The organism is Achromobacter sp. HZ01, from assembly GCF_003267925.1.
Lineage (GTDB): Bacteria > Pseudomonadota > Gammaproteobacteria > Burkholderiales > Burkholderiaceae_B > Achromobacter > Achromobacter pulmonis_A.
Genome location: NZ_LWKV01000006.1, coordinates 187,655 through 193,958 on the forward strand (window position 1 = coordinate 187,655; position 6,304 = coordinate 193,958).

Below are 6,304 nucleotides of genomic sequence, written 5' to 3' on the forward strand. Positions count from 1 at the left end.
CAACCGAGGAGACAACCATGAAATCCATAAAATTCCACGTGGCGGCGCTGTGCGCCTGCCTGGCCGCGCCCGCGATGGCCGCCGCCGAATACCCCGACCGGCCGATCCGGCTGGTCGTGCCCTACGCGGTGGGCGGCACCACCGACATCATCGCGCGGGTGGTCGGCAACAAGCTGGGCGAGCGGCTCGGCCAATCCGTCATCATCGAGAACCGTCCGGGCGCCGGCGGCAACATCGGCTCGGCCTACGCGGCCAAGCAGCCGGCCGACGGCTACACCCTGGTGATGGCGGTGGAAAGCTCGCACGCCGTCAATCCCAACGTCTACGCCAGGAGTTCCTACGACCCCGTCAAGGATTTCGCCCCGATCAGCAACCTGGCCGACGTGCCCAACGTGCTGGTCGTGAACCCGACGCTGCCGGCCCGGAACCTGGCTTCCTTCCTGCAGCTGCTCAAGGCCAACCCGGACAAGTACGCCTTCGGCTCCTCGGGCAACGGCGGCCTGAGCCATATGAACGGCGAACTGTTCCTCAAGACCACCGGCACCCGCATGCTGCACGTGCCCTACAAGGGCCTGGGTCCGGCGCTCAACGACCTGGTGGCTGGACAAGTGCAGGTCGTGTTCGACAATATTCCGTCGTCCTACCCGCTGATCCAGGGCGAGCGCCTGCGCCCGTTGGCCGTGGCCGCCAGGCAGCGGCTCAAGGTGCTGCCGGATGTGCCGACCTACGCCGAGGCCGGTTTGCCTGCCATGAACAACCCGTCCTGGTTCGGCCTGGCCGCGCCGGCGGGCGTGCCCGAGTCCGTGCTGGACAAGCTGAACCAGGCCGTGCGCGCGGCGCTGGCCGACCCCGACACGGTCGCCGCCATCGAACGCCAGGGCGCCGTGCCCAGCCCCATGTCGCGCGAGGAGTTCGGCGCGCTGATCGCCAAGTCCAACCAGCATTGGCAAAGCGTGGTGGCCGACATCAAATTCGAGAAAATGCAGTAAGAGGAGATCCCATGAGCACCAGAACCTTTGAAGTCGCCCATGCCCGCGCCGAGATCGAGGCCGGCGGCATCGCCACCCTGACCATGCAGGACGCCGGCGTCCTGAACATCCTGAGCACCCCGGTCATCGACGGCCTGCGCGAAGCGCTGGCGCGGCTGCGCGAAGACGACTCGGTGCGCGTGCTGGTGCTGCGCGGCGCCAGCGACCGCGCCTTCGTGGCCGGCGCCGACATCGCCGAAATGGCGGCGCTGGACGAGGCGAAGGCGCGGCGCTTCATCTCGAACCTGCGCGACCTGTGCAACGCCGTGCGCCATTTCCCGGTTCCCGTCATCGCCCGCATTCCGGGCTGGTGCCTGGGCGGCGGCCTGGAATTCGCGCTGGCCTGCGACCTGCGCATCTGCGCCGACCACGCGCAGTTCGGCATGCCCGAAGTTAAGGTGGGCATCCCGTCCGTGATCCACGCCGCGCTCATGCCGCCGTTGATCGGCGCGGCCAACAGCGCCTGGATGCTGCTGACCGGCGAACTGATCGACGCCCGCCGCGCGCTCGACTGGGGCCTGGTCAACGCCGCCGTGCCCGAGGCCGAACTGGACGGCGCCGTGCGCAAGCTGGCCGAAGGCTTCGCCGCGCTCGGGCCGGCCGCGCTGCGCCAGCAGAAAAAGCTGCTGCGCCGCTGGGAGACGATGTCGGTGGACGAAGCGATCGAGGACAGCGTCGCGGAATTCGGCGCCGCCTTCAACACCGGCGAGCCCCAGAAATTCATGAACGAGTTCCTGGCAAGCAAGCGGCGCGCGAAATCCTGAGCCGGCGCGCGCCCGGCGCCGTCAGTCCTGCTCGCGCGTGGCCGCCACGATGGGATCGTCGAGCAGGTAGCCGGCCACCTGCTCGACGAAAGGCGAGGGCGGCGAGCCGGCCGCAGTGACCAGCGTCAGCTCGCGCCGCGCCCAGGGTTCGCGCAGCCCCACGGCCGCGATCCGGCCTTCGCGCAGCGCGCCGGCCGCGACGCTGCGCGGCACCAGCGACACCCCCACGCCGGCCTCCACCATGGACAGCGCCGCGTCGAAGGTATGCACGTGGATGCGCACCTTGGGCGTCTTGCCGGCCAGCTTGGCCATGTCGCGCAGGAACATGAAATTGCTGGTGCTGCGGTTCATGCACACGAAATCCAGGTCCAGCACCGCCGGAAAACGCACCGGCGAACTGTCCACCACCGGATGGTTCAGCGGCGCTGCGATGATCAGCTCGTCGACCGCATAGCGCGTGGCGTTGACGCCGGCCGACTGCGCGCGGCCGGCGAAGATGCCGATATCGGCCTCCTGGCCCGCGATCGCGGCCTCGATGGTGGTGCTGGAGCGCTCTTCGAGCAGGATATTGACGTTGGGATTGGCCGACAGGAAGCGGCCCAGGCTGGGCACGATGAAACCGTTGAGCGAGCTGCTGTTGGCGAACAGCTTGACGCTGCCCTTCAGGCCGCTGGCGAAGCCGCTGACCTCTCCGTGCATGCGCTCGACCCCCGCCAGCAGCGAGCGCACGTGCTTGAGCACGAACGCGCCCTCGACGGTCAGCTCCATGCCGCGTGCCTCGCGCTTGAATAGCGGCACGCCCATCGCGAACTCCAGGTTCTTCAGGCGGTAGCTGGCGGAAGAGGCGGTCAGGTGCACCGCGTTGGCGCCGCCGGACAGGCTTCCGGCCTCGGCGATCGCAAGAAACAGGCGGAGATCGGTCAGTTCATAGCGCATCGCGCAAGATTACCCCAGCCCGCGCGGCGGCGTCACAGATAAGGCGTCGCCAGCCAGATCACCTTGTTGCGCAGCCGCTTGGCGAACGGCGCCTGGTGCAGGCTCTCCAGCGTCTCGCGCTTGGCCTGGCCGATCAGCGCATCGACCCGGGCCGCGATCCAGCGCGCCACCTCGGGATCGTAGATCTCCGTATCCAGCTCGAAATTCAGCCGCAGGCTGCGCGGGTCCAGATTGGACGAGCCCACATAGGCCCAGGCGTCGTCCACCGTCATCAGCTTGGAATGGTCGAACGCCCCGCGCGAGCGCCACACCCGGCAGCCGGTGCGCACCACCTGGTCCAGCTGCGCAGTCATCGCGTAGTCCACCAGCCGCAGATTGTTCTTGCCGGGAATCACGATGTCCACCGTCACCCCGCGGCGCGCGGCCGTGGCCAGCGCGCCGATCAGCGTCTGGTCGGGCAGGAAGTAGGGCGACTGGATGCGCACGTGGCGCTGCGCCACCGCCAGCGCGCCCAGCAGCATATTGTGCGAACTGCCCAGCGCGCGGTCCGGGCCGGACGGCACGCAGCGCATCGGCACCCGGCCGCTGCGCGGCTGCGCGCTGGGATCGAACCACGGCCTGGCCGGCAGCGACTCGTGCGTCGTGAAATTCCAATCATGCGCGAACACCGACATCAGCTGCGTCACGATTGGCCCCTCGACCCGGAAATGCGTGTCGCGGTTGGTCGCCGGCCCGGCCAGCGCGCTGACGAAGGCCGCGCGCACGTTCATCCCGCCGGTGAAACCCACCCGCCCGTCGATCACCAGCACCTTGCGGTGGCTGCGCAGATTGGCGTAGGGCATGCGCAGCACCCCCAGCGGATTGGTCATGAAGCGCGCCACCGGCACGCCGCCGCGCGCCAGCATGCGCACGATGGGCGGGCGCGAATACTTGGAGCCGATGGCGTCGATCAGCACCCGTACCTCGACCCCGCGCGCCCGCGCCTCGATCAGCGCCTGCGCCATCTCGCGCCCGATCGGATCGTTGTCGAAGATATAACTCTGCATCGCCACCGCATGGCGCGCTTCGCGGATCGCCTGCAGCATGGCCGGATACGCCTCGTCGCCGCCGGCCAGCGGCTGCACCGCGTTGCCGCCCAACAGCCGGAAACGGCTGACGCGGTCGCCCAGCACCTTCAGCGACGCGAACTGCGGCCCCGAGACCTGCACCACGTCCACCGGCGCCGTCTCCACCTGCTCGGCGTCCACCACCATCGCCTCGTCGCGCTGCTGCGACAGCCGCGTCTTGCGGATCCGGTTGATCCCCGCCACGAAATAGAACAGCGCCCCGAACAGCGGCGAAAACAGCGCCACCCCCACCCAGCCGATGGCCGCCCGCACGTCCTGCTTCGTCATCGCGGCATGCACCGCCGCGCCCGTTCCGGCCACGACGCTGATGGCAAATACCAGATGAGGCCAGTAATCGATCAAAATAGCGTGTATGCGGTCCATGACGAGGGGGTAAACCACGGTCTCCGGGGGCGGTCAATGCGCAAGCATATCAAGGCCCCACGCCCAGGCAAGTCCATTTTCGCCACGGCCTCGTACACCATTCAAAAAAACGTGCTAGAATTCGGCCTCTTCGTTGATGAGCACCTTTTTTCAAGGCCGCGCAGCGAAGCAAGCAGTACCAGTGGTGGCTGTAGCTCAGTTGGTAGAGTCCCGGATTGTGATTCCGGTTGTCGTGGGTTCGAGTCCCATCAGCCACCCCAAAATTTCCTTAGAAAACAGCCGCTTACAGCGGCTGTTTTCTTTTGGGTTCGAGGCGCGATAGCCTGGCTGGTAGGAATACGTTGTTCCGACTCATGCCCAGGAGCGGGTCTCGCTCGATCCGTTCCCATCTGACGAACCGGCGGCGGATGATGGAAAGGAAAGCCGTTCCCTCATTGGCGCGGGCTGAGCGAAACCGCGGGTCGTCGGACGGAGCTGCGAAATCCGCTCTGAAACGAAATCATTCAGGTCCCGCGGCGGTGGCGGCCGCGGGACCCGTTGAATCACCAGCGGTTTACCAGTGAAAACCGACTCCCACCGCGGCGCCGACATTGCCCCGGGTGTTCGTGGTCGCGTTTGCCTTGACTACCCACTTGCCGCTTTCGGACATGCTGGATATTCCGACAGCCAGGCTGCTCTGGCCGCCGTAAGTGCCGCCGCCAAGCGCGAACATACCCTTGCCGGGAAGCGTCGCCTGCGGCAGCGCAGCCATGGCCATGGCCGACGCCGTTCCGGCGTTGGCATCGTTGCGCAGGTTGCGCAGTTTCCCGTTCGTGTAGTTCACGATGTCGTTCTTGGTGTCATTCAACTGGGACACGTTGACGCCGTCGGTCGGAGCGGTACCCGCGGCCATGTTCGTGATTTGCCGCTCGCCACCGGCATAGCCCACCGAAACCGAGTTGTCGCGGTCGGTCGCCGAATCCGCGCCCAGCGCCACGCTATTGGTATACGAGGCCTTGGCGCCGGCGCCCACCGCGACGGAGTTGTTGCCGCTGGCGCTTGCCTTCTGGCCGACCGCGGAGCTTCTCTTGCCGGACGCTCGCGCGCCGCTGCCGGTGGCGGTCGCGCCGGAAGCCGATGCCGTGGCGCCGGCGCCGACTGCCACGGTCTCTTCCGCGGCAGAAACCGCGTTGCTCCCGATGGCCACGCCGTTCTTCCCGGAGACGGCCGCATTGGACCCGGATGCGACACCGCTGGTGCCGGTTTGCACGGTCGCCTTGTCGGCGTCCGTGTTCGTGCCGTCGGCCTTGAAGTAGCGTGAGCCGTTATCCAGGCTGCTGAACGTTTCGACGAACTTGTTCTCGACGTTGCTTACGCGGGCATCGATATTCTCGACGCGCTGGTTGGTCTCATACAGTTGGCTGCCATTGACGGCGTCCGTGCTGGTCTTGGAGACCTCGCCCTGCTTGACGTTGGTGATGATCGTGCCGCCGGTCTTGCCGCCGTCGGTCGATGGCGTGCCTTGCAGGGTCACCTTGTCCTTGGGGGCGCCGGCCGCGCCATCGTAGGTCACCGCTCGGTCGTTGCCCGGCGGGTTGGCGGAGATTGCGCTGACCGCCGACTTCAATTGGCTGACGTTCACGGCGTCGGTGTCGGCGGCGCCGGCCGCGACATTGGTGATGCGGCGTTCCTTGCCGACCGAGCCTACCGAGACCTCACCGATCGGGGTCAGGCCCGCCAGGGTGTAGAGCGCGGTGGGGTTGTAGGCGCTCGCGGTCAGGCTGGCGTTCGCGATGCTGTTGGCGCCCAGCGCCACGCTTTGCGCAGAATAGGCCTTCGCGTTGTAGCCGAGAGCGACGCTTTGCGTGGCGCTGCTTTGCGCGGCGACGCCGGCGGCCAGCGAGTTGCCGCCGGTGGCGCCATCGTTTGCATAGTTGGCGCCGATCACGCCACCGTCATTGACGCTGTAGTAGCGGGTTTTCGCCGCCTCCAGTTGGTCGAGATTGACGGCGTCGCCGCCATCGACGCCCGCTGCGACGTTGGTGATCCGCGTGCCGCCGGTTTTGGTGACCGAACTGTACGTGTTGCCGGTCAGCGTGATGGTGCT

General features: G+C 67.2%; 5 protein-coding genes and 1 tRNA gene. 3 read left to right on the forward strand and 3 right to left on the reverse strand.

Annotation, left to right across the window (positions count from 1 at the left end; all coding sequences use genetic code 11):
- The first annotated feature begins 17 nt into the window (after window positions 1-17).
- Window positions 18-989, forward strand: coding sequence for a tripartite tricarboxylate transporter substrate binding protein (locus A6B37_RS24750; RefSeq protein ID WP_111827199.1), 972 nt, complete (start codon window positions 18-20; stop codon window positions 987-989).
- A gap of 11 nt (window positions 990-1,000) precedes the next feature.
- Window positions 1,001-1,792, forward strand: a complete 792-nt coding sequence (locus tag A6B37_RS24755) for an enoyl-CoA hydratase (protein ID WP_111827200.1) — start codon at window positions 1,001-1,003, stop codon at window positions 1,790-1,792.
- 21 nt (window positions 1,793-1,813) lie between these two features.
- Here A6B37_RS24755 and A6B37_RS24760 read toward each other — a convergent pair whose 3' ends face one another.
- Together A6B37_RS24760 and cls are read right to left on the reverse strand one after the other, a co-directional pair.
- Window positions 1,814-2,728, reverse strand: a complete 915-nt coding sequence (locus A6B37_RS24760; RefSeq protein WP_102772638.1) for a LysR family transcriptional regulator — start codon at window positions 2,726-2,728, stop codon at window positions 1,814-1,816.
- Window positions 2,729-2,760: 32 nt separating this feature from the next.
- Entirely contained in the window at window positions 2,761-4,218 is a 1,458-nt protein-coding gene (gene cls / locus A6B37_RS24765) for a cardiolipin synthase (protein WP_102772637.1), read from the reverse strand.
- Between the two features lie 184 nt (window positions 4,219-4,402).
- On the opposite strand from cls, the gene A6B37_RS24770 reads away from it, so the two are divergent.
- A tRNA-His gene (locus A6B37_RS24770) sits at window positions 4,403-4,478 on the forward strand.
- 293 nt (window positions 4,479-4,771) lie between these two features.
- Here the strand turns inward: A6B37_RS24770 and A6B37_RS24775 are convergent.
- Window positions 4,772-6,304, reverse strand: a 1,533-nt coding sequence (locus A6B37_RS24775; protein ID WP_210405819.1) for a YadA family autotransporter adhesin, incomplete at its 5' end; no start/stop codon positions are given.